Origin of the sequence: Aliiglaciecola sp. CAU 1673, from assembly GCF_029223185.1 — a bacterium.
In the GTDB taxonomy this organism is placed as follows: Bacteria; Pseudomonadota; Gammaproteobacteria; order Enterobacterales; family Alteromonadaceae; genus Bowmanella.
Map to the genome: position 1 here is coordinate 1 of NZ_JARHUG010000001.1, position 17,565 is coordinate 17,565.

General features: G+C 49.1%; 18 protein-coding genes and 1 rRNA gene. 8 read left to right on the forward strand and 11 right to left on the reverse strand.

The window, feature by feature from the left end; translation table 11 throughout:
* Positions 1 to 2 precede the first annotated feature (2 nt).
* Positions 3 to 118: ribosomal RNA gene (gene rrf, locus P2G88_RS00005) — 5S ribosomal RNA — on the forward strand.
* A 419-nt stretch (positions 119 to 537) separates the two neighbouring features.
* Here rrf and P2G88_RS00010 read toward each other — a convergent pair.
* The 5 genes from P2G88_RS00010 to P2G88_RS00030 all read right to left on the reverse strand — a co-directional run bounded on the left by P2G88_RS00010 (position 538) and on the right by P2G88_RS00030 (position 6,071).
* A complete protein-coding gene (locus P2G88_RS00010; RefSeq protein ID WP_275793500.1) occupies positions 538 to 2,136 on the reverse strand; it encodes an AMP-binding protein in 1,599 nt (532 codons plus the stop codon).
* Positions 2,137 to 2,241: 105 nt separating this feature from the next.
* On the reverse strand, positions 2,242 to 3,807 hold the full coding sequence (locus P2G88_RS00015; RefSeq protein WP_275793502.1) for a methyl-accepting chemotaxis protein: 1,566 nt from the start codon (positions 3,805 to 3,807) through the stop codon (positions 2,242 to 2,244).
* 13 nt (positions 3,808 to 3,820) lie between these two features.
* Complete coding sequence (locus P2G88_RS00020; RefSeq protein WP_275793503.1) at positions 3,821 to 4,339, reverse strand: SCO family protein; 519 nt, start codon at positions 4,337 to 4,339, stop codon at positions 3,821 to 3,823.
* A gap of 104 nt (positions 4,340 to 4,443) precedes the next feature.
* Complete coding sequence (locus tag P2G88_RS00025; protein WP_275793504.1) at positions 4,444 to 4,887, reverse strand: hypothetical protein; 444 nt, start codon at positions 4,885 to 4,887, stop codon at positions 4,444 to 4,446.
* A 101-nt stretch (positions 4,888 to 4,988) separates the two neighbouring features.
* The gene (locus tag P2G88_RS00030; RefSeq protein ID WP_275793505.1) at positions 4,989 to 6,071 is read right to left on the reverse strand and encodes a M35 family metallo-endopeptidase; all 1,083 of its coding nucleotides are present in this window, start codon (positions 6,069 to 6,071) and stop codon (positions 4,989 to 4,991) included.
* 296 nt (positions 6,072 to 6,367) lie between these two features.
* Between P2G88_RS00030 and P2G88_RS00035 the strand changes: the two genes are divergently transcribed.
* Complete coding sequence (locus P2G88_RS00035; protein WP_275793506.1) at positions 6,368 to 6,544, forward strand: CopG family transcriptional regulator; 177 nt, start codon at positions 6,368 to 6,370, stop codon at positions 6,542 to 6,544.
* A gap of 133 nt (positions 6,545 to 6,677) precedes the next feature.
* Positions 6,678 to 7,016 (forward strand): zinc ribbon domain-containing protein YjdM, encoded by a 339-nt coding sequence (locus P2G88_RS00040; protein ID WP_275793507.1) that lies wholly within the window; start codon positions 6,678 to 6,680, stop codon positions 7,014 to 7,016.
* Positions 7,017 to 7,027: 11 nt separating this feature from the next.
* Here P2G88_RS00040 and P2G88_RS00045 read toward each other — a convergent pair whose 3' ends face one another.
* Positions 7,028 to 7,465, reverse strand: coding sequence for an Rrf2 family transcriptional regulator (locus tag P2G88_RS00045; RefSeq protein ID WP_275793509.1), 438 nt, complete (start codon positions 7,463 to 7,465; stop codon positions 7,028 to 7,030).
* Positions 7,466 to 7,567: 102 nt separating this feature from the next.
* On the opposite strand from P2G88_RS00045, the gene P2G88_RS00050 reads away from it, so the two are divergent.
* The 3 genes from P2G88_RS00050 to P2G88_RS00060 all read left to right on the forward strand — a co-directional run bounded on the left by P2G88_RS00050 (position 7,568) and on the right by P2G88_RS00060 (position 10,910).
* Positions 7,568 to 7,789 carry a hypothetical protein gene (locus P2G88_RS00050; RefSeq protein ID WP_275793511.1) on the forward strand — a complete coding sequence of 74 codons (222 nt, stop codon included), beginning with the start codon at positions 7,568 to 7,570 and terminating at the stop codon, positions 7,787 to 7,789.
* A 1-nt stretch (position 7,790) separates the two neighbouring features.
* Entirely contained in the window at positions 7,791 to 9,005 is a 1,215-nt protein-coding gene (locus P2G88_RS00055; RefSeq protein WP_275793512.1) for an NnrS family protein, read from the forward strand.
* A gap of 216 nt (positions 9,006 to 9,221) precedes the next feature.
* A complete protein-coding gene (locus P2G88_RS00060) occupies positions 9,222 to 10,910 on the forward strand; it encodes a winged helix-turn-helix domain-containing protein (RefSeq protein ID WP_275793514.1) in 1,689 nt (562 codons plus the stop codon).
* A 31-nt stretch (positions 10,911 to 10,941) separates the two neighbouring features.
* Here the strand turns inward: P2G88_RS00060 and P2G88_RS00065 are convergent, their stop codons facing one another.
* Both P2G88_RS00065 and P2G88_RS00070 read right to left on the reverse strand, forming a co-directional pair.
* On the reverse strand, positions 10,942 to 12,321 hold the full coding sequence (locus tag P2G88_RS00065) for a DPP IV N-terminal domain-containing protein (protein WP_275793515.1): 1,380 nt from the start codon (positions 12,319 to 12,321) through the stop codon (positions 10,942 to 10,944).
* 133 nt (positions 12,322 to 12,454) lie between these two features.
* Positions 12,455 to 12,880 (reverse strand): VOC family protein, encoded by a 426-nt coding sequence (locus tag P2G88_RS00070; protein WP_275793517.1) that lies wholly within the window; start codon positions 12,878 to 12,880, stop codon positions 12,455 to 12,457.
* Positions 12,881 to 13,076: 196 nt separating this feature from the next.
* On the opposite strand from P2G88_RS00070, the gene soxR reads away from it, so the two are divergent.
* The gene (gene soxR / locus P2G88_RS00075) at positions 13,077 to 13,517 is read left to right on the forward strand and encodes a redox-sensitive transcriptional activator SoxR (protein WP_275793518.1); all 441 of its coding nucleotides are present in this window, start codon (positions 13,077 to 13,079) and stop codon (positions 13,515 to 13,517) included.
* A 41-nt stretch (positions 13,518 to 13,558) separates the two neighbouring features.
* Here the strand turns inward: soxR and P2G88_RS00080 are convergent, their stop codons facing one another.
* The 3 genes from P2G88_RS00080 to P2G88_RS00090 all read right to left on the reverse strand — a co-directional run bounded on the left by P2G88_RS00080 (position 13,559) and on the right by P2G88_RS00090 (position 16,709).
* Positions 13,559 to 14,356, reverse strand: a complete 798-nt coding sequence (locus tag P2G88_RS00080) for a transporter substrate-binding domain-containing protein (RefSeq protein WP_275793519.1) — start codon at positions 14,354 to 14,356, stop codon at positions 13,559 to 13,561.
* 103 nt (positions 14,357 to 14,459) lie between these two features.
* Entirely contained in the window at positions 14,460 to 15,293 is an 834-nt protein-coding gene (locus tag P2G88_RS00085; protein ID WP_275793520.1) for a transporter substrate-binding domain-containing protein, read from the reverse strand.
* Positions 15,294 to 15,509: 216 nt separating this feature from the next.
* A complete protein-coding gene (locus tag P2G88_RS00090; protein WP_275793521.1) occupies positions 15,510 to 16,709 on the reverse strand; it encodes a methyl-accepting chemotaxis protein in 1,200 nt (399 codons plus the stop codon).
* Positions 16,710 to 16,982: 273 nt separating this feature from the next.
* Between P2G88_RS00090 and P2G88_RS00095 the strand changes: the two genes are divergently transcribed.
* Positions 16,983 to 17,441 (forward strand): hypothetical protein, encoded by a 459-nt coding sequence (locus P2G88_RS00095; protein ID WP_275793522.1) that lies wholly within the window; start codon positions 16,983 to 16,985, stop codon positions 17,439 to 17,441.
* The last annotated feature ends 124 nt before the right edge of the window (positions 17,442 to 17,565 follow it).

Sequence of the window (17,565 nt, forward strand, 5' to 3'; positions counted from 1 at the left end):
TGCCTGGCGGCCATAGCGTTACGGAACCACCTGAATCCATTCCGAACTCAGAAGTGAAACGTAACAGCGGCGATGGTAGTGTGGGGTCTCCCCATGTGAGAGTAGCACACCGCCAGGCTCCCAATAAAAGCAAACCCCGGTCTTAACAGGCCGGGGTTTTTGCTTTTAGCGCTGCCGCGCAGTATCTACCAAACACCGAAGACCATACCCATCGGACTGTGGCTAGTTCCTAGTTCCAACGGCAAGCAGTCATCTGTCATTCATCCATGAAGCTGTTTCCAGGTCGGCCGTCCAGGCCTCCCGTTCAGTCGGCTGCGAATGTCCACTGGACATTCGGTCCTCCTTCACCCCCATGTGAGAAGTTGACACTAAATCTAAGTTAATCAAAATCTTGCGTAGCGCGTAGCGCGTAGCGCGTAGCGCGTAGCTCGTAGCTCGTAGCTCGTAGCTCGTAGCTCGTAGCTCGTAGCTCGTAGCTCTAACCGTCTTCCCCTTTGTTGTAAACGGGAAACATAGTGGTCGTCGGTAGGGGACTCTCTACAGGTTCTTTTGGGCGTCCCAGGTGTCTTGGGTGATGCCTTGTTCCCTTAGAGAGGCTTTTTTAATCTTATTTGTTGCTGTGCGGGGGAGTTGGTCTTCGCTAACCAAGCGAATAAATCTGGGAATAGCATAGATGGGCATGGCTTGCTTGCTTTGTTGGTAGATGGCATTGGCATCTATGCTGCCATCGGTGACGATCACGGCCATAACTTCCTGCTCTCCCCCTGGAATATCTGAGGGGACACCAAATACGGCGGCTTCCTGCACACCTTTGAATGAAAGAAGTGTTGTTTCTACTTCAAATGAAGAAATGTTTTCTCCCCGTCGGCGCAGACAATCTTTAATACGGTCAACAAAGTAGAAATAGCCGTCTTTATCGCATCGTCCTGCATCGCCGGTGTGAAACCATAGATTTCTGAAGGCTTCGAGGGTTTTCTCCGGCATCTGGTAGTAGCCACTCATAAAGCCTCCGGCTAGCTTCGGGCGGACCTGGATTTCGCCTACTGTATCTGGTGGTAGCAGTAGGTCAGTCTGGGTATCAGCAATACGCACCTCAAAGTATTTGTCATAAGCTTTGCCACAACTCCCCGGACGTGGCTTATCCATGGGTGTGTAAAGGGGAATATTGACTTCAGACATGCCATACAATTCGATCATTGGGACACCGAAACGCACCGCAAACTTTTCGATAAATACCGGTGCGGCGGGCGCAGCTGCAATCACTTTAAGCTTGTGGGCTTTATCTAGTGTTGAAGGAGGCTGACGATCGATAAATTCGCTCATCACTCCCAGCAGGTTGGTATGAGTGATGTCATATTCAGCAATATCCTTAATCCAATTAGATGCACTGAATTTACTTCGGACTACTGCCGTAGCACCGGTTATCAGGCAGGCATAGAGCTGCATAAACAGGCCGTTGGCGTGAAAGAGAGGCATGCAAATATAGTATTTGTCAGTGTCCAGAAGCTTAAGATTATCAATAGTTCCCTGGCCAAAAAGGTAGCAATGGGCATGCGGCATCATGACTGCTTTTGAGGGGCCGGTGGTGCCGGATGTAAAGAGTAAGCAGGCCAGGTCAATAAAAGTCGATTTAGGCGGAGCCGGAACGCCGCATGATTTGGTGGCTCTAAACTGCAAGTAAGAGCGCAATTCTAATGAGTCAAATGAGGGGAGCGAATCATTGCTAATTACTATTACTTGCTGTAAGTATTCGAGCCTATCCTTCACCGCGGCAAGTCTTTGTAATCCCACCGAGTCACAAGCAAGAAACCGGCACTGGCTTAGATTGAGCGCATGTATCAAATAGTCGCTAACTAATTCAGTATTAAGAGCGACCATCACGCCGTCTGCTTGATGGCAACCCAGCCACAAACTTATAAATTCCGGACAATTGGGCAGCATCATCCCAAGTTTGTCGCCAGCCTCAAAGCCAATGCTACTAAGCTGGCCGGCTATAATCTTTGCCTCTTCGAACAGTTGCTGAAAGGTAAAACTGGGGCCATCGATAAAGCTAACGGCTAGTTTTTGCGGGCGCTCAGCAGCTTGCCGAGCCAACACTTGTGGTGTCGTCCATCGTGTTACTGCTTCAAATTCCATTGCTCCATCTCACGCACTTGCCGACTGACTTCTGGCCCTCCAAAACATTTTTATACCCTAACGCAAGAGTCATAAGCCAACCACAACACTTAAGTCTTAGAGCTACTAAGCCAGTCGGAATTGCTTTATCAGAGCGTTAAGTTCGCTTGAGAGGCCATTCAGTTGAGACGCATTTTCCAGACCCTGCTTAGATTCGCTCAGGAATTGCGAGGAAACTTGCTGGATCAGATCAGTATTAGCGTTGATCTCTTCCGTCACTGAATTCTGTTGTTCGGCTGCTGTGGCGATTTGAGTTGCCATTTTGCTGATAGTTTCGATGGCGCTGGCGATTTCCTTAAAGCTGTTTGAGGCATTTGCGGCATCAACCACACTCTCTTCGGTTAATGTGTAACATCCGTTCATCATGGTGACAGCCGAGTTAGAGGTGGACTGTAACGTACTGATCATACTAGAAATTTCTTCGGTCGAAGCGTGGGTTCTTTGCGACAGTACCCTAACTTCATCGGCGACCACTGCAAATCCTCTTCCCTGTTCACCAGCCCTGGCGGCTTCTATGGCTGCGTTAAGGGCTAAGAGATTGGTTTGCTCTGAGATCCCCCTGATGGTCGCCACAATACTGTTTATCTGCTGACTACCCTTCTCCAACTCTGACAACACTTCTGAAGCTTGTTTTACCATGTTGGCCAAGTTGCCGATAGAGGATTCAAATTTGGTCGCTAGCTGTCTTCCGCTTTCACTGACTTTAACGGTGTTATCAAGCTCACCCGCGGTTTGTTCCGCACTTTGCGCAATATCGCGGGTTGCCAGAGCAAGTTGTCGTACAGCCTCCGTGACCAGGCTTATCGACTCCTGCTGTTTGTTGGCTTGAGCCGCGCTTTCTTGAGCTAGTGTTGTGCTTTGCTGTGCTTGAGTATTCAACGCGGTGGCCGTATCCGATGCGCCCAGCAATGCACTATGTAACCTTTCGAAGAATCGGTTAACGGTGTCAATCAGAGGAGTCCTGTCCTCAGTTTTAATTCGTTCTGTAAGATTACCTTCAGCCCCTTGTTTAACCAGTCCTATAACATGATTAGCGGCCAAAAACTGGGTATTGCCATCATAGATATACAAGGTGGCAACAATTGCGCCGACTACGGCAATGACTACGTGATAAACCAAGGGGGCAAGTAGTCCCCATCCGGTCTCTGATCCCCAGGAAAATACCAGTAAAGGCTGTCCAAAAAGTTCAGCACCGATGTACTGGCAATAAGTTAATGTGAGGTGATGCAGAACCGTCAGAAGCACCAGCGCTATTAGAGGCAAAATATCCCGATAACGGATAAGAATGGTAAAATTCAGGAAAAACAGGAAATGGCCTTCTCCCAAACCATTAGACTGCTGAATGGTAATGGCCATCATCGCCGTCAAGCCTGTAGCCATGATCAGGCGGGACAGCAAAGTTCCCGGAATGGTTTTGTAAGCGAGAAAACACACCGCAAAGACCAGCCCACCACCAATCATACCCAGCTTAAAGTAGCCATGATGGAATGAGGTTAGAAAAGCCACGATCACGAAGTAGCCAAAGATCGCCATCAGAACCAATTTATCGGCGGTTTTGAAGTCCGCCGCGAAGCAATCCTTCATATAGTCATTCAGGCGATTGTCGTAGCAAACTAAAAGGTTTTTTAACATGGTGTTTCCTTTACTAGAACAGGTCTGCTTCAAGGTCTGATGCGTCGAAGGTGGACGGGTTATAGGTTTTGATCAAATGCCATTGCCGTTGCTTTTGAACTAACAAGTAGGTTCGACCATCATGCATAATTTGCTCACCCTGCTGCTGGATATTTAGCCCAAAGCTGTCTTTCAGTTTAGGCAACAGCTCCTGATCTGCATGTATGCCGATAAAGTCAGGATGAAAAAAGGAGGCATAGCGCTGTGCATCAGCAGAGTTGCTATTCGCATCGATATCCACAAAAACCACTCTTGGCCATTGTGTTTGGGGAACACGGTTCAACAGATTACGTAATGTGGCCAAGGTTGTTGGGCAAATATCCGGGCAACGGGTAAAGCCGAAAAATACAATAGCCTTATCTGCTTTTTCGGTTTCCAAAAACGGCGCATAGACTGGTTTGTCGCTGGACAGCGAGGTATAGGGCAGAAGGAAGATAACCCCGATAAGAATACTAAGCAGTAGTATTCCCCAGACTGTTTTAACAAACGACATACCGGCCTAAAACTAAATGGCTCAAGGTCATAGAGTAGTAAAAACCTTAGCAATTAGTTCACTGCCTCAGTAAATATATTTCCTTGGGGATCACGAGCAGCTATTCAGTACTCATGCTCAGCGGTTGCGTGAGGAGAGGTCCTGATTTCAAACTGCCAAGACAGCGTTGCGAGTTGCTGATAACACTCTGGCTGCGTTGGCTTTTGGCGTATTTGCAACTTGTAATGCCCGGCTTTAAGCGCATAAGCCTCAGTCAGGTCTAGTGTTGCTGATTGCTGCTGGCCAGGCGCCAATACAAGGGTATCTTCCTCCGTTGGTGCCCCACGCTTGGCCATTGGGCCTTGATAAGGCAGGGGTCTGTCAGTGCTAAGATCGGTGATAAGAAATAAATCAGACCAAAAGCCTTCCAGGGGGGTGTGCCAGATTAAAATCTGTAACTCGTCTTTGCTTTGGTTAGTCAGCGTAAACTGCAAGGGGTGTGGCTGACCCTCCAGGCTTATGGGGACAACGTCAAGCTGGCAATTCAGGTTATCCGCTTGGGTATTCATACAGAGCAGTAAAAAAATGAAGCAGAGCAGGCGGTACATAGACTGGCTTTAGGCGATGAAGCATAAAGCCAGTCTAGAGGGCTTAGTCTAGTAAGCTCAAGTTAGTTTTGCTTTGGCGTGTTCTCAGCAAAATACTCATGGCTGTCGGCATTGTTCAGAGCCTGATCCGGGTCGGATATTGCCAGGCTCTTGGCGCCTGATTGGCCGTAAACTACGTCATCGGTACCGGCAACTGCGGTAAAGTGGCTTAACTCATGCACGATAGTACCCGCGCGCGAGTCGGTGCCCAGCTCAGGAGCGCTCCAGAACGCGCGGCAAAGGTAGACTGTGTAAGGCTGGTTTGGGTAAACATAGGCGTAGTAGGTCTTTTTGCAGCTGCAATCGAAGGTTTTATCCTGATTGTCGATAGCATCGTTAATGGCGTTGAAGTTTGCCACTGCTTTGGCATAACGAGCACTGGTAGCTGCGCCAAACCAGGTTTGATAACGGGCGCTGGTATTATTGGCTGAATGACTGGCCAGGTAGGCAACCGAGTCATTGGTGATCTGATCCGCTGCGGTTATGGCTGACAGAATGTCATTTTTCTGGGCGTTGTCACAACGACCAGTAAAGCAGGTACCGCCTACGCAGTCACCGCTACCACCGCCGCCAGGGCCTTTACCGTTGCCGCTGCCTTTAGTGCTGATGCCGTCCAGCCACAGAGTTACAGCATTCGAATTCAGTGCTTCTACCTGACGTTGCTGCTTCTTGATTTGGCCGTTGTTAGCATCGAACAAGTTGAATGACTTCACCTGATAGGCGATTTCATAGGTACCGGCTTCGCTTAAGTCATACAAACCGGACAGCTCGAAAGTGCGGCTGATGGTTTCGCCAGATTTCAGTTTGATGAAATCTTTATCTTCAGGGGCGGGGCGCTTGTAGTGCGGACCGAAGAAAGACACGGTTTCACCGTTACGCTTTACTTCGAAAATCGCTTCTTCTTCCAGGTCTGCGTACCAGCTCAGTAGCTTTTGCGTACCTTTTCCGGTGTTTGTGATCTGCAAGGTTGCAGTAACGTTGCCGTTATCCTGCGCAGCCACGTCCAGAGCTACATCCAGTTCCTTGTTGCCTGCTTGGGCATTAAATACAGTAAGAATGCCCAAGGCACAAAGCGCCTGGAACAACTTAGGTAAATGCTTTGACATATCATGTTCCCGTTAGAGTTATTATTTTGGGGTCAGTACTGCTCGGCCTGACTTTTGGTCTTCTCGAACCGTCAGCAAATTAATTTGCGACCGTCAGATGTTACAGAATGTAACCGAAATGAAATAGCTTTATTTTTCACCATTTTTCAGTGGCTTGCATTTGAAGTGCTAGTCATAAGCACTGCAGTCAGTCACCAAGTGAGATGTGCTACCACTTCAGAACAGCAATTCCATTTTCTGAGAAGTTCCGGGCTGATATTATAATTTGATTATCATGTTTGAGAAGGAGACTGGCTTTGGAATCGAAAACTGCCCGCTTTACCGTGTTGATGGATCCACGCAAAAAACAGGCCTTTGAGCAGCTTTGTGCAGAACAGGACATCACGCCATCCCAAGTGGTTCGCCAATTGATTCGGGATTATCTGCAAAAACATGGTGTGAGTTACGCGACAGATGAGCCTGCCAGTAAGTAGTTACAGCCATCATATTGCGGAATGATAATAACATTATAATGATGTTATAATTATTGGCCGGGCATAGTCCGCCTATACATCCCGAACGGTAAGCGTCGGGTTATTTTGCAACTGATTACAGAGAATACTGCTTATGAGCGACACCTTACCTTCATGCCCACAATGCCAGTCTGAATATACTTATGAAGACAGAGGCCTGTTTGTTTGCCCTTCTTGCGGTCATGAATGGAAAGCCGGTGCTGAAGCGGCGCAGGACGGCCCGTTGGTGCGCGATGCCAATGGTAATCAGCTGCAAGACGGCGACTATGTGACCCTGATTAAGGATCTCAAGGTAAAAGGCTCATCCTCGGTGGCCAAAATAGGCACTAAGGTAAAAATCAATCGCCTGGTGGAAGGCGACCACAATATCGACTGCAAAATCGACGGCATCGGCGCCATGATGCTTAAGTCGGAATTTGTTAAAAAAGCTTAGTCAAAAGCCACTTATTCTTCACCAAGCGCCAGTACCTGTACCAAGGTCTGGCGCTGTTCGCCCACCAAATCGGCCAAACTGTATTTCCTCAATTCCGCAATAAAAGCTGCCGTGGCTTGATGCAAAATCTGCTTTAGCTTGCAGGCCGGTAAGATACGGCAGGGCGGTTGATGGCACTCCACCACTTGCATAGAGTTTTCCAGCAACAGCACCATGTCTGCCAGATTAATCGTTGCTGGCGCTTTATTTAATACGAAACCGCCGCCTTTGCCGCGCTTGGTTCTAATCACCCCGGCCTTGCCCAACTGATGAACGATTTTGTTGAGATTATTACGGGAAACATCGTAGATCGCGCTGATCTCATCGATGCTGGCCTGTCGTCCTTCAGGCAGTAGCGCCAGGTATATAAGGGTGCGCAGCCCATAGTCTGTGTAGCGTGTCAGTTGCAAGGTGATCTCCTGATGTGATCAAAAACCATTCAATTATATTGATCCGAAAATAAGATACATCTAATATGCACATTACAAAACATGCATGTAAAAGGTATCTATATGTCGCCTGAATCAACACTGCGAATTGCCAATTTCGCATTACTCCTTTTCTTCCTCGCTTTTTGTGTGTCTGTAGTACTTGCCTACGGATTTGAAAGCCAAATACCGATGATAGTGGTGGCGCTGTTGCATGTTGCGCAGTTGGTGCTGGCCGGCCTGGTCAAAGTGGCCTATGTGGTGCGCCTGGTATCGCAGAAGCAGCTGGGGATGGAGGTTTGTTGATATGCCGCAGCCTATGCATTCCCTGGATCTTGTTGCAGAAAATCGTATCCCTCCCATCTTGCGCCAGGCCTTTCGCCCTCTTTTTCTGTCAGGTGCTGTTTTTTCGGCGCTGGCTGTTCTGGTCTGGGGAATGTATTTGTCCGGATATGTGTTGCCGCAACCCTTTGGTGGTATGCGCTTCTGGCATGCTTTTGAAATGTTATTTGGTTTCGCTGGTGCCGCAGTGGTGGGATTTCTGCTTACCGCCGTACAAAACTGGACCGGACTGAGGGCCATTCATGGCAAGGCATTGGCACTGCTAGTTGGTTTTTGGCTAGTGGCGCGGATGATGATGTTTTGCGGTCATACGCCCGCTTTTTGGTTCTTGGCTTTTGCCAACAGCGGATTCTTTTTATTGGCCGCCATCGCCATGGCCCGTTTGCTGATCGCTGCGCAAAACTACCGCAACCTGTTCTTGGTCGCCTTGTTGTTATTGATGGCAGTGGCCAGTTTATTCAGCCTGCTTTCGGTGCAACTGGGAGACAACCAATGGTTTATTACCGGTACTCGTAGCGCCTTGATGATTATAGCGACCATGATGGTGATCATTGGTGGGCGGGTTATTCCCATGTTTACCGCCAACGGCACCGGGACCTTAAGAAAGCCCGCGATTCCCTGGCTTGAAGGGTTGGCATTGTCGCTATCCTGGGGATTAGCCATCATCACGCTTTGTGGAGGGCTTAGCCGACTGCCCTCGTGGTTGCTAAGTGCGTTATTTGGCTTGGCGGCGCTGGCTAATACCCTGCGTTTGGGGCGCTGGTTAACGGCAAAAGCCTTTAACGTGCCTTTGGTGTGGTCACTGCACTTAGCTTATGCCTTTATTCCTCTGGGCTTTGCGCTGTTCTCGCTGCATTTCGCCGGTGTGGCGGTGACCTTCAGTACGGCATTGCATGCCTTAACCGCCGGTGCCATGGGCAGTCTTATTCTGGCTATGATTAGCCGGGTGTCATTGGGCCATAGCGGCCGTGCCATTGTTGCCCATCCGTTGATGAGCCTGGCCTTTATGGCGGTGGCCTTGGCGGCATTAACAAGGATCCTGCTGGGACTTATCCCTTCCTGGCAAGGGCACTGGACTTTTATGCTCAGCACCGTGCTTTGGGCCGGTGCCTATCTGCTGTTTGTAATTTTGTATTTCCCCGCGTTGACCTCGGCCAGAATCGACGGGCGACCAGGCTAGATCCCTCCATTTGCTGCGCAAGAGCCTTTCGACCTCTTGCTCGGTGATCTTATGGATTGTGGCTTGTAATATTGCTGCGCTTTTCAAACAATGGACAAAAGTATTATCACGATATTCGCCATGCACAACGCATTCACTTTGGGATCCTGGACGGTGGAACCCGATAGCTGCCAACTTAAAAATGAGGCTGTGGTTAGAAGATTGGACTTCAAGCAGATGAAGTTGTTGTGCTTCCTTGCTGCGAATCAGGGGCAAGTTGTCAGCCGGCAATTGTTGCTGGATGAGGTCTGGCGGGATCAGGTGGTGGGGGATGATGTATTAAATGTTGCCATCAGCGGTTTGCGTAAAGCCCTGGACGACGACAGTCGCCAGCCTCATTTTATTCAGACCATTCCACGCAAAGGCTACAAACTGTTGGTTGAAACCGGCAGTGTGCCGGCAATCCCAGAAGCTAAAGAGCCACCCGTAAAAAGGCCTGGGCTACTTTGGTTTGCGAGCGCCTTTTCGTTACTGGTAGTCGCACTGGCCTGGACATTGTGGCCAGGCAAAACCGAGTCAGCCCAAACACGCCTGGCCATTTTGCCATTTACATTAATTGGCGCCGATAAGGCTGACCAGTATCTTGCCGAAGGCATAACCCAAAGCCTTATCGACAGCGTGGCAGCCGATAGTCCACTTTCCCTGATATCCCTGAACTCCGTTAAGGCGGTTGATCAGCAAGTGCAATCGTTGGCGGATATTGGGACGCAGCTTGACGTTGACTGGATTGTGCAAGGCAATGTGCAAGTAGAAAAAGAGCAAATGAATATCAGCGCCAAGTTGATGAAGCCAGGATCCCAGAGCATTTCATGGCAAACCTCATTGCAGACTTCCCGGGATCAGTTATTCAGTGCCCAGCGCAAACTGGCGCAGCAAATTGCCGGGCAATTCGGGGGCAAGGAGATAAAAGCCTCAGGCGCTATGAGTGAGCAGACTTATCAGGGCGTATTGCAAGGCAATTACTATCTGAATCGCTCAGAGCTGGAGGATGCCGAGAATGCATTTCTCAATGTATTAGTCAGTAATGAAAATACCGCTGCTGCCTATTCCGGGTTAGCCCAGGTATATTTTCTGCGCGCTTATCGTGCAGCAGAAAGAACTCGCGACTATCTGGCGGTGGCTGCCCGCTATGCCAGACAAGCTTACGCATTAGCCCCAGGCGATGAGGACAGCTTGTTGAATATGGCCCTTACGGCCTTTTATGTGGATAAGGACTATACCCGGGCCGATGCGCTATTTGCCCAGGCGTATGCACAAAATCTTCACGACATCATGCTGATGGAGTGGTACCACAATTATCTGCTGGCCACGGCCAAATTTGAAAAGGCCGCGCAGGTTAATCGGCAGATGCGCTTGGCCAGTCCCCTGGTGTTTAACAAAACCGCCTACTACGACACTTTGTATTACCAGCAAGATTTTGCGGGGGCGTTGTCAGAAATTGAAGCCATCAGCCCTTACTTAAATAGCCAGCGCTGGGTGCAAGGCGCCAGTGCCTGGGTTTACCTGGCCCAACGCGACTGGCAGCGATTTGCCGACCTTGTCCCGCCGATGCTGCGTGGCTATGGCATTGATAACCAAGGCATTGAAGCCTTTTTACAGCGGCTTCAGCAGCAAGGGATAGCATCTGCTATCGGCTATTTTATTGAGCTGACCGAAGATAGATTGGATAACTACAGTAAAGCAGAACTGTGGGCCAGTGTTGGCGAAGAGCAGAAGGCCCTTGAGGCACTGACACCGTTGGTGGAAAACCAGGAACTAAGGGTATTTCGTGTCAAAGTGGAGCCGACGCTGGCCTTGTTGCAAGGCACTGCGGCTTTTGAGGCGCTGATTGCCCCGCTTAATTTACCCGCTGTTGGCAAACGTTGAAGTGGCGCCCAAGGCGCCACTTCTTCATAGGTTATTGCTGGCGGGTAAACTCGTGCACATCTACTAAAGTGCGCTTGCCGTCTTTGTCCATATAGATCTCCGATTTCCAGGATGCATCATCCGAACGAGAGTAGGACACATACATCTGTTTGGGATACAAACGGGAAAGGCCATGGGATGCAACCTGCATCTGCCAGTTGGCCGCTTCACCGGGGTTGGTCTGTTCTTGCATGACGACAGTGCCGTCTTCCATGGTCAGGTTGAAGAAAACCTTCTGCTGCTCTCTGTCCAGCCCCAACAAACCGCTGGCTTTACCATATAACTGTCCATCCCAGTAAAGCTCCATATCGACCAGCAGAGACTTATTATTTGGCGCCCAGTAATAATGGCTTCGCTCTTCGAATCGACCCTTGGCATTACCGTGGGTGCTGACGCCTCTCCATTTGCCCACCATAGGGGCAAGAAAGGCTTGTTCCATCAAGGCGATGGTGTCTACCCAATCTTTACCCGTTACCAGTTCTGGCGTCAGCGTTTGGCCGGACCAAGGGGCCCGATAAACAAAGAAGTTACGGCTCCAATCGCCCTGATCAAAGTAAATAAAGCGGCCATCGGCACTAAAGGCAGAAAAATACTGATGGTCGACCTCTGAATGGGTCAGCCGGGTTTGTTTTCGGCTATTGATATCGATGGCATAAAGATCATGTTTTCCCGCTTCGTTGGGGGCGCTGAATACAATATTCTGGCTGTCGGGTGCCCAGGTAATAAAGTCCTGACGGATATCGTCACTGGTAATCTGAGTGAGCGTGTCAAAGGCGACATCTGCGACAAAAATATCCAGGTCCTGACCATCCTCACGGTTTGAGATGAAGGCTACATGTTTGCCATCGGGGGAGACAATGGGGCTTAGGTTACTGTCTTTTCGGTCCGGTGTGAGCACGTTTTCCTTGTCGCTATTTAACCACTTTTGCACAATCTCAGAGCGTCCCTGCGGGTACATGCGGCTGTATAGAATAGACTTTCCATCCGGCATCCAAACCGCGGCATGGCCTTTTCCTTCACCCTTTGTTAGTTGTTTGACCTCGCCGTTTTCTACAAAGATTTGATAGATTTCCAGGTCCGCCATGCTGGGGCCAGCAGAATAAATCAAAGACTGTCCATCCGGAGACCAGGAAGGAACAATTTCCCATCTGTCAGGCGTGTGTGTCAGCTGTTGTTCATTGCTGCCATCCACATCGGCCAAAAAAAGGTCCGGTAGCGCTTCTCCCCGGTAAGAGTAGTAAGCCATTCTTTTACCGTCAGGCGAGATAGCCGCCTTGAAATCCTTTTGCTGCTGGGCAGCGGCATTGGTTGTGCCAAGGGCTGCCAGGCAACCCAGAGTGGCAAGTAGTGGTGCAAAGGTTTTGCGGTTCATTTTGAGACTCCAATAGTGTCGGTGCTAACCGTTTGTTTAATTCGGTTGGCAGCTTAGGCAGGCGTCGCTATCGGAGTCCTTAGGGACTTCTAAAGTTTTCTAATTTAGGTATAACCAGCTGTATTTAAATGATTTATTCCTGATCATAATCATTACGCCGTTTTGGCTGATCGCTTAAATACTGCACAAATTCCACTTCAAAGCCGTCCGGGTCAAGGTAGTAAACGTTGCGCCTAGACGGTGCCGCGGCACCTTGTTTGGCTACAGCAAATCCGGCGGCATGCAGTCGGGTGATCAATGCATCCAGATTTTGGGTAATAAAGGCAAAGTGGGCCAGGCCCACCTGATGCCCGCTCAAGTTCCGGTTATCACCTTCGCCATGATCACTAAACGCTAAATACTGATAGTCATCGCCAAAATGCAGCCATTGTCTGGGTTTCCCTGACCATTCGCCGTTGCCGCCACCGCGCACCCACCAGTGGGGAAAGGCGGCCTGATAAAAGCGCAGGGAGCGGGGAATATCTTTGACCTCCAGATTTAAGTGTTCTAGTTGAATCATTTCCTTTCTCCTTATTTGTGCTGCCAGGTCATCACAAACAGGCGGCGCCAGGCCTGTTTTTTGTTTTGTGTTTCCTTCGTTTGTTGCGTGTTTTGTTGGTTTTGCATGTCTTGTCCTCCAGTTGGTTCAGGCGTAGGCTAAAACCTCAGGTTAAGTTGAGGTAAAGCGTTTTTTTTCGCTTTTTTGGAGGGGGAACATGTTAGAGGAAGCCAATCTCACCGTTGGCGCCGTGGCCAAACGTTGTGGCGTAAAGGTGTCGACTTTGCATTTCTATGAACAAAAAGGGCTGATTCGCAGTTGGCGAAATGCCGGTAACCAGAGGCGCTATAAGCGTGATGTGCTGCGGCGGATTTCTGTGATTAAGGCGGCACAGCGACTTGGCGTTAGTCTTGAAGAGATCGCTACTGCCTTTGCCAACCTGCCCGACAACCGCACACCGGACAAAGCCGACTGGGCCAAGCTGTCTCAAGCTTGGCGGGCAGATCTGGATGCCCGTATTGCCGCCTTAACGCAGTTACGGGATTCTCTGACCGGCTGTATTGGCTGTGGCTGTTTGTCCCTTGCCCGATGCCCCCTTTATAACCCTGATGATAAGTTTGGCGAGATTGGCGTCGGAGCGGTGAAACTATTGGGGTAGAGCCTGATGGCTCAGAAACGAAGTTGGGTAAGGAGAGTGGCCTAGTTGTTATCTTCCGGTTGACGCCAGTCTTCCAGACCATAAGCGGAGAGGATTTTTTGCAATTCTCCGGAAGCGCGCAGCTGCTCTGTGCCAAGGCTTAAGATATCCGCCCAGTGTGCCGAATCTTGTTTTGCCGGAGAAAAAGCTACAAACACGTTAGCAAAGTCATCCTCCAAAGAGAGGCTGCCTGCTTGTTTGAAGGAGGAGGGTGATGATTGAGACATCATATAATGTCTAAATACGGATTCGTCCTCAATAAAAATATCTATGCGTTTGGCGGAAAGCATTTTTAAGCCGGTTTTCAAGGGGCTGCTACCGTACATCACCTGGATATAAAAGGCGTTGTTTGGGTTGGCAATATAATCGTCCAATTTCGGACCATAACTGTACTCTGAGCTGACGCCCAGTATATTGTATTGCAGGGATTCTATTCCCTGATATCGCCATTGCGCATCCTGTCTGACCCAAAAGCTGTTTTTCATCCTGCCTTGCTCCACAAGCGGGAAAACAAAGTCACGGGCATCGGCTTTTGAAGCGCCAACCACAGCATCGAACTCACCTTGCCGGGTGCCTTGAATGGCCCGACTCCAGGGCATGATACGATACTCAATCTTAATACAGTGCTGGGCAAAAATGCGCTGTGCGATCTCGATCATAAAACCAGGATGTTCACTTTTAGGGGCGCAGTTGTAGGGGCACCAGCGATCGGCAGCGATTATCAGTGTTGGAGTTGGTGAACTTGCTGCCTGGGTGCACAGACAGAAGAACAGCAACAGGACAAGAATCTTGCCTCTCATGGAAACAATTCGCTGTGCAACATTGTTACAACCCTCTGTGATGTCCTTCAAGTATTAAGCATCTATTCAATCAGTCCATTCTATAACGACGTTCAGTAGACCTCTAACCTGGCGGTACCTTTAGATGCAGAACCTGTCGTTGGCTGAGGTTGAGTCCGGCGGTACTGTTGCCATAATGCTCTTCAAATAGCGCTTTGAAGCGGCCATTTGCTTGCAACGTTTCAAGTCCTTGCTGCAAGGGGACGGCTAGGGCGTTATCGTTCTTGTGAGTAAAGAAGTAATAGTTGTTAGGAAACCTCAGTAGCAACCTGGGCTCTATCATCAGGTTGCTCTTTGTCTCTTGACGGTTCTGTCGGGCCAATTCGCCTTGCACTGTTAGTACTGAGCGGGGAAAGTAATCCGCGATACCCTCTTCCAAAGCCTTAAACATGCCTTCGTAACTCTGCTGACCATTAATGTTCAAGCCGTTGAATCTCAACAAGGCATACTCTGACCAGCTGTATTTTTGTAAGCCAACCATTGTCGACAAATCATCGAGTGACTGAATCGATTTGAAGGCTGCTTGCTTGTTCTTGTTGATCAGCAACACCCTCTCACCGTGTAAACCATAATAAAGCGGGACCTTTATTGGCTGTAAGCGCGCTTCCAATTCAGGGGTGGTGGCAAACCAGCACAGGTTGATGTGCTCATGATTTGAGAGTGCCTCAACTGCACGCTTTTGATTCATGGATTCTGCGGTATAGGTGATCTGTGCCTTTAGACCTTGTGATAGCAACGCTTCTTGTAACAGCCTGAATAAGTAACTGTTGGGCTTATCATCTCTGTATGAGTGTTTGGGTAGAGTTAATGTGACGGAACTGAACGTCTGTGTTTGAGCTTCCTGCGCAGAGGCCTTCACGCTGAATAAAGACCCCAGGCAAACCAGCCATAACATCATAACCGCACCATTCGGTTTTATCTTACTGCTTACTCCCGGCGTGGCATGGATAAGCTGAGGCTTTTGGCGATACATCGACAACTACAAGATGATAATGATGCCTCTATTATAACCCTTGTTAGAAGCATGTTTAGGCAAAACGGGATCTTTGTCACTGGCGCCATATTTCCTGACCGTGTAGCCAGCATCTTGGTCACGGCCTGGTGTGAATTGGACCTAAAAGAATGTCAGTTCAGAAGACTCATCCTGCTTTTTATCTTTACTCCCCTGATGAACGTCTGCCTGTTCCATGGTGGTGTAGGTTTTTCTGAGCGTTTGCAACCAGTTCTCGATATCGATAGTGGATGGCCGTGCATTGTTTTGCAGTTGCTCTTGCCGCTCTTTAAGGGTTCGTTCGAGTTTTACCATATCGGCGCGTATGTGACTTAGGATCTGGCTGATTCGATCCTGGAACTGTAAGCCCACCAGCACATCCTGAATATCCGTTTGCACCTGGCTTCCGGCATCGTGAAGCGCTTGCGATGACTCAATAATGTCTCCACTGGCTTGTTTAAAGTCGTCAAGCACCTTACTTATCGCCTCCTGTGCTTGTGCCATCTGCCCTTCGTCCTGTTGGGTGAATTGGGTGGTTCTGGATAAGGTCTTTTGCAGTCTTTCGTTGACCTCTTCGATACGTTTTGTAATGCGCGCGCCGGTTTCGCCTGAGCGGGTGGAGAGGGTTCTCACTTCATCTGCGACCACAGCAAAACCGCGTCCCTGCTCACCGGCCCTGGCCGCCTCAATAGCTGCATTCAGGGCTAACAAATTGGTTTGCGACGCTATTCCGGCCACTTCATCGCCCATGGTTTTTAATTCATCGGTGGTGGCGGCAAGACCGGAGATCTCTTCGAGCAGCTCTTTTCTGTTGCTCATTGCTTTTTGCAGCATATCCACGATGGTACCCAAGTCTTTGTCGGCACTGTTTAGTACTTTGCCCAGCCCTTTGTCCATGCCCCCTGCTGCCTGACTGGAGCTCTGTATGGATACCTGAAGCAATTCATGAATTTCCGAGAACTTTGCCACTAATTGGTTAATGTTGGTTTCCACTTGTTCACTGACTAAATCCTGCAATCTGGTCCAGACGGGCAGCACATCGGCTAACAATTTGTACTGATTCGCCAGAACTGTCTGGTAATCATCGGTTTTCTTTTTATCTTCTGGCGTGGGCAGGCTGTTGAAAAGTGATTGTCGCTCGGCAAGACTATGTTGCCACCACATCCCAAGTGCTGCGCCACCAAGCAAACTGCCGCAAAGCGCTAACCACCAAGGTGCAGGGCTTAGCCACAGGCACAAGCTAGGGATGGCGAAAGCCGCCAAAGCGAAGAGTTTGGCTTTACCATCAAAGGTTGATGGTGTTCGGTCCTGCATATTGTCCATAAGCCCTCCATATTTGCTTAAGCAGCGGTGCGAAGGCCCTTATCGCGAACCACTGGCTTGCTTTGACAGTCAGGTAAAGCTGTTGCCTGTTATCCGAATTCTCGCCTAATCAAAGGTAAATGGGTCAGCACGGACTCTAATACATAGCAAAGAAATCGCTAAGAGGTGGGCAATAAGGGGTAAATCCAGCCAGTTTTTCTTCCCATAGTTGCCTGCCATTCTTTACATAACCACCTATATTTACAGGGTGTTTTTAGAAACTGGATAATAAGAATGGCCAATTTTTCCCTGGTACGTGACCTGTTGACCCACAATCTAAAACTCCATCAACAAGCGGCTGCCTTTTACAAAGGATTGAGTGAAAAGACGCAAAGTGAGCGAGTCAGGATGTTTTTGAACACCCTTGCGCTACATGAGCAGCAACTCGCTAAGGAATTAAAGTCCTACGTAGAGGGAGCGCCGGACAAGGTACTGAATACCTATTTTCAATACGATCCGGGCGGGGATACCTCGGAATTATTTACCGCACCATTTGATCCCGGCCAATGCAACGAGAGCGATGTTGAATCGTTGGCCAACAAGCTCGACGATTATTTCTGCGAACTCTACAAAGACATGGTGACCTCTGCCAGCATCGCTGCAGTGAAGGAGTTGTTTGAAAATCTGTATGACCATTTGGTCGAAGAAAAGAAAAGGCTCTCCACCGATATTTATTCACTGGAAGACATGTGAAAAGTTCCGAATATCAATGTGTTAAAAACTAAATTCCGTCGTTTGGCTTTGACGAAAAGAGCATTTTGGTCAATGTTTTAGAAGACCCGTCAAACAAAAAAGAATCTCTGCCTCATTTAAGCAG

What these genes read in the sequence shown, in the direction of transcription:
- P2G88_RS00010 (WP_275793500.1), bottom strand. Translation starts at nt 2,136, where the DNA reads ATGGAATTTGAAGCAGTAACACGATGGACGACACCACAAGTGTTGGCT.
- P2G88_RS00025 (WP_275793504.1), bottom strand. Translation starts at nt 4,887, where the DNA reads ATGAATACCCAAGCGGATAACCTGAATTGCCAGCTTGACGTTGTCCCC.
- P2G88_RS00065 (WP_275793515.1), bottom strand. Translation starts at nt 12,321, where the DNA reads ATGAACCGCAAAACCTTTGCACCACTACTTGCCACTCTGGGTTGCCTG.
- P2G88_RS00050 (WP_275793511.1), top strand. Translation starts at nt 7,568, where the DNA reads ATGTCGCCTGAATCAACACTGCGAATTGCCAATTTCGCATTACTCCTT.
- P2G88_RS00020 (WP_275793503.1), bottom strand. Translation starts at nt 4,339, where the DNA reads ATGTCGTTTGTTAAAACAGTCTGGGGAATACTACTGCTTAGTATTCTT.
- P2G88_RS00085 (WP_275793520.1), bottom strand. Translation starts at nt 15,293, where the DNA reads ATGATGTTATGGCTGGTTTGCCTGGGGTCTTTATTCAGCGTGAAGGCC.
- P2G88_RS00080 (WP_275793519.1), bottom strand. Translation starts at nt 14,356, where the DNA reads ATGAGAGGCAAGATTCTTGTCCTGTTGCTGTTCTTCTGTCTGTGCACC.
- soxR (WP_275793518.1), top strand. Translation starts at nt 13,077, where the DNA reads ATGTTAGAGGAAGCCAATCTCACCGTTGGCGCCGTGGCCAAACGTTGT.
- P2G88_RS00040 (WP_275793507.1), top strand. Translation starts at nt 6,678, where the DNA reads ATGAGCGACACCTTACCTTCATGCCCACAATGCCAGTCTGAATATACT.
- P2G88_RS00030 (WP_275793505.1), bottom strand. Translation starts at nt 6,071, where the DNA reads ATGTCAAAGCATTTACCTAAGTTGTTCCAGGCGCTTTGTGCCTTGGGC.
- P2G88_RS00070 (WP_275793517.1), bottom strand. Translation starts at nt 12,880, where the DNA reads ATGATTCAACTAGAACACTTAAATCTGGAGGTCAAAGATATTCCCCGC.
- P2G88_RS00095 (WP_275793522.1), top strand. Translation starts at nt 16,983, where the DNA reads ATGGCCAATTTTTCCCTGGTACGTGACCTGTTGACCCACAATCTAAAA.
- P2G88_RS00055 (WP_275793512.1), top strand. Translation starts at nt 7,791, where the DNA reads ATGCCGCAGCCTATGCATTCCCTGGATCTTGTTGCAGAAAATCGTATC.
- P2G88_RS00015 (WP_275793502.1), bottom strand. Translation starts at nt 3,807, where the DNA reads ATGTTAAAAAACCTTTTAGTTTGCTACGACAATCGCCTGAATGACTAT.
- P2G88_RS00060 (WP_275793514.1), top strand. Translation starts at nt 9,222, where the DNA reads ATGAAGTTGTTGTGCTTCCTTGCTGCGAATCAGGGGCAAGTTGTCAGC.
- P2G88_RS00090 (WP_275793521.1), bottom strand. Translation starts at nt 16,709, where the DNA reads ATGGACAATATGCAGGACCGAACACCATCAACCTTTGATGGTAAAGCC.